3 protein-coding genes, 1 tRNA gene and 1 pseudogene are annotated in these 4144 nt (G+C 53.6%); 3 read left to right on the plus strand and 2 right to left on the minus strand.

Annotated features, from left to right (window positions below):
* Positions 1-150: pseudogene (gene prfA / locus ACQY8X_RS20595) on the minus strand (peptide chain release factor 1); the annotation flags it as partial.
* A 6-nt stretch (positions 151-156) separates the two neighbouring features.
* Positions 157-1425 (minus strand): glutamyl-tRNA reductase, encoded by a 1269-nt coding sequence (gene hemA / locus ACQY8X_RS20600; protein ID WP_428037008.1) that lies wholly within the window; start codon positions 1423-1425, stop codon positions 157-159.
* 180 nt (positions 1426-1605) lie between these two features.
* On the opposite strand from hemA, the gene ACQY8X_RS20605 reads away from it, so the two are divergent.
* The 3 genes from ACQY8X_RS20605 (at position 1606) to ACQY8X_RS20615 (ending at position 4143) form a co-directional block, all read left to right on the plus strand.
* The gene (locus ACQY8X_RS20605) at positions 1606-3369 is read left to right on the plus strand and encodes a tetratricopeptide repeat protein (protein ID WP_428037009.1); all 1764 of its coding nucleotides are present in this window, start codon (positions 1606-1608) and stop codon (positions 3367-3369) included.
* A gap of 3 nt (positions 3370-3372) precedes the next feature.
* The gene (gene lolB, locus ACQY8X_RS20610; RefSeq protein WP_428037010.1) at positions 3373-3972 is read left to right on the plus strand and encodes a lipoprotein insertase outer membrane protein LolB; all 600 of its coding nucleotides are present in this window, start codon (positions 3373-3375) and stop codon (positions 3970-3972) included.
* Between the two features lie 96 nt (positions 3973-4068).
* A tRNA-Gln gene (locus ACQY8X_RS20615) sits at positions 4069-4143 on the plus strand.
* The last annotated feature ends 1 nt before the right edge of the window (position 4144 follow it).

Consider the following 4144-nt stretch of genomic DNA (forward strand, 5'->3'; position numbering starts at 1 on the left):
TTTCACTACAGGTTCAAGTTCGGAATACTCTTTTGAATATGCCCGAAATTTATCCTGATTAGAGATCACCCCGGCATCCCCCAGCAACGCCGCCAGTTCTTCATAACGGTCGGCCAGGCTTTCCAGTTTAAGGGCTATCGATTCTTTCATCACTAATCAGTCTTCTTTTACATTATGAGACAGCTGAAACAGATCCTGCGCCATCTCGAGATAATCATCACGGCCTTCGGCACTGGCTTTACGCAGCTGCACTGTCGGGTTGTGAATTAATTTATTGGTTAAACCGCGCGCCAGATTGTTCAGCACCTCTTCGGCACTCTTGCCATTGTTCAGCAAGCGCAGGGCTTTCTCTAATTCTGCATCGCGCAACTGCTCCGCCTGCTGGCGCAGCGACATCACTGTTTCAACGGCTCCCAGTGAACGCAGCTGACGCATAAACTCGGATGCCCCGGCCTCCACCAGCGTCTCGGCTTCCTGGGCTGCAGTTTGCCGGCTGCGGACGTTCTCTTCGATCACCTCTTTCAGGTCATCAACGGTATAGAGATAGACATCATCCAGTTCGGCAACTTCCTGCTCAATATCCCGGGGAACCGCAATATCCACCATAAAGATTGGCCGGTGCTTGCGCTTTTTCAAGGCAGACTCAACCGCGCCCTTACCCAGAATAGGTAGCTGGCTGGCAGTTGAAGCAATGACGATATCCGCATCTTCCAGCGCCTCAGGAATATCTCCCAGCAATATCGCCCGGGCATTAAACGCCTCAGCCAGAGCTTCAGCGCGCACCAGGGTCCGGTTAGCCACCGTCATCTGCTTGACGCCAGCCTCTGACAGGTGCCGGGCAACCAGCTCGATGGTCTCTCCGGCGCCAATCAACAGCGCCTTACTCTGACTCAGATCGGCAAAGATATGCTGCGCCAGGCTCACAGAGGCATAGGCAACAGAGACCGGGTTTTCACCAATCGCGGTGTCCGTACGGACTTTTTTCGCAACCGCAAACGTCTGCTGAAACAAGCGATCCAGCTCAGCACCGACCACGCCAGCACTTTGCGACACCGCATAGCAGGATTTAAGTTGCCCCAGTATTTGCGGCTCACCGAGAACCAGCGAGTCCAGCCCACTGGCAACCCGCATCATATGCTGAGCAGCCTCCTGCCCCCAATGGGCATAACTACAGGTTTGCAACTCTTCCGGATCCAGGTTGTGATATCCCCCCAGCCACTCTAACAGTGCACGGGTTCCTTCCAGCTCAGTGGAGCAATAAAGCTCGGTGCGGTTACAGGTGGACAGAATCGCCACCTCTTTCAGGTGTGCCAGTTCACAGGCCTGCGCCAGCGCATCGGCCATCTGTTCCGGCGCAAACGCAACCTTCTCGCGAACCGAGACCGAAGCTGTCTTATGATTAATGCCTAACGCGAGCAAAGCCATAGAGGAAAATAACACCCAGATTGAAATAGCGCGTAATAATACACTTTATTCACAGAAAGGTTAAAAAACCCGTGCCGCATCAGATCAATTTTTTACGAATTACACCCATATATGACAACACCCCTTCGATTCATCTATAGTGGAGCCATCAATCTCTTTGCGACAGATATAATCAGCAGAATGAAAGCACCTACTCTCGGAAGAAAAGTCGTAATCCAGACAGCGACAAAGGCAGCAACCCCGTTTGCAGCAACCTTAGTAGCGGTACTATTAAGCCTGGGTGGCTGTACCAGCCAGTTTAGCAAACCCGCCACCAACCCGGAGGTTGTGCCGCTGCCTCCGGTGGAATACCGGCCGGGAGAACTCAACCGGGAAACCCTGTACGAGCTGATCGTAGCCGAAATTGCCGGGCAGCGAAAAGAGTTCGACCTGTCACTGGATAACTATCTGCATCAGGCACGCCTCACCAGCGATCCAGAGATTGCCAAACGTGCCACCTACATTGCCCAGTACCTGCAGCGGGATGATGCACTGCTACAGGCGAGCAAACTCTGGCAGCAGGCTGAGCCCGAAAATCCTGAGCCCTATCTGATCGCCGCCAGTCTGTTGCTGCGTAAAGGCAATTTTACCGAAGCACTGCCACTGCTGCGCAAAGCGCTGCATCACTCAGACAAACAGACGCTGATGCTGATCAGTGCGCAGGCCGACAAACTCAGCCCGGAAGAAAATAATGCTTATGTCCAGCTACTGGAAGAGCAGGCCAGCAAAGAAACAGACGCCACCCTGCTAACCACCCTGGGTATCCTCTATGCTCTGCAGGGTAACAGTGAAACCGCGTTACGACGCTTTGATGCCGCCATCAGTGATGACCCGGATCACCTGGAAGCGATTTTGCAGAAAGCGGAGCTGCTGCGCTCTGAAGGACATTTCCGCAACGCCATTAAAGTACTCGAACCGAAGCTGGAAGCCGATCAACCTGACCAGCAGCTATTCACCCTCTATGTACAGCTACTGTTCCAGTCAAAGCAAACCAAGAAAGCCGTACAGCAGGCGCTGTTGTTAGTTGAAACCTTTCCGGAAGAGCCCCAGCTGACCTTCTATACCGCCCTGCTGCTGCTGGAGAATGAGCAGGTAGAGCCGAGCCGCAAGATTATGCTGGAGCTGCTGCAACGCTATCCGGACAACACCACTCCCCACTACTATCTGGGCCTGATTGAACAGCATGATGGCAACAATGAGAAAGCGATAGCGCACTTTATCAAGGTCAAGGATAGCAACAATATCCTGCAGGCTTATCGCCGCATCGCTGCGCTGCTGGATCATCCCAACAACCGTGACAGACTCCAGGGCATTCTGCTGGATGCGCGCAATAATATGCCTGAAATTGATATTCAGCTGTACGTGATGGAAGCGGAGTGGCTCAACCTGCACGACTTCAAAGATGCCGCTCTGAGCCTGCTGGATGAAGCCCTGCAACAACACCCGAATGACGCCAACCTGCTTTACACCCGGGCGATGACGCTTGACCCTCAGGATATCAGCCTGATTGAGAAAGACCTGCGCCAGGTGCTCAAACTCGAACCCGATAACAGCATGGCGCTGAACGCTCTGGGTTATACCCTGTCACTCTATACCGACCGTTTTGATGAGGCGTTTGAGCTGATCGACAAGGCGTTACAGCTGTCGCCAAACGACCCTGCAATTCTTGACAGTATGGGCTGGGTGCTGCTGAAACAGGGAAAAGCCACCGCTGCCGTTGACTTCCTGAAACAAGCCTATGACCTGTTCCCAGACCCCGAAGTCAGTGCCCATCTTATCCAGGCTTACCACGCCGCAGGCAACCAGCAAGCAGCGCTGAGCCTGTTAAGAGAAGAGCAACAGAAGCATCCGGATAATGAGTTTTTACTGGAAGCGGCAACCTCAATCAACGCACCACAGGAATAAGTGATGCGCGTACGCTTTATATTACTGCTGGCGGCCGCACTATTGCTGACGGGCTGTACCGGATTATCCACCATACCGGAAAACACCCCCATCGAGCGTCCCTGGGAGGAACAATACCAGGCGCTCCTGGCCGCTGACAGCTGGCAACTGCGCGGCAAAATAGGCATCCGCACCGCCAGTGAGAACCATAATGCCAGCCTGTTCTGGGATCAGCTGCAGCAGCACTATCAGATTGAACTGAGCGGCCCCCTGGGACAGGGAGGGGCCCGTATCGACGGTAATGACGAAGGCATTACCATCAATATTGCCGGCGAGGAGCCACTCTGGGCCGCCACACCGGAACTGCTGATGGAGCAGACACTTGGCTGGCAGTTTCCCGTGCGCGATCTGCCCTACTGGATTAAAGGTATCCCTGCACCGGGGCACCCCTACGAACTCAGCATGAACCAGCAACAGCCACAAAAACTGATCCAGAATAACTGGGAAATCAACTACTTAAGGTTCAGCAATCAGAACGGCTACCAACTCCCGCAAAAGCTCACGATCAGCCGCAACGATCTGCGTCTGACCATCATCGCTAAAGAGTGGCAAATACCACTGTGAAATTGCCGCTTTTCGCCGCCATTTGTTTGACTTTAACGCTCCGTTCCGGGAAAATGTGCGCCTCTTTTACGGGCTAAACCCGTAGATTTGAGTTACTGGGGTATCGCCAAGCGGTAAGGCAACGGGTTTTGATCTCGTCATGCGGAGGTTCGAATCCTCCTACCCCAGCCAT

Origin of the sequence: Amphritea sp. (genome assembly GCF_050300915.1) — a bacterium.
Lineage (GTDB): Bacteria > Pseudomonadota > Gammaproteobacteria > Pseudomonadales > Balneatricaceae > Amphritea.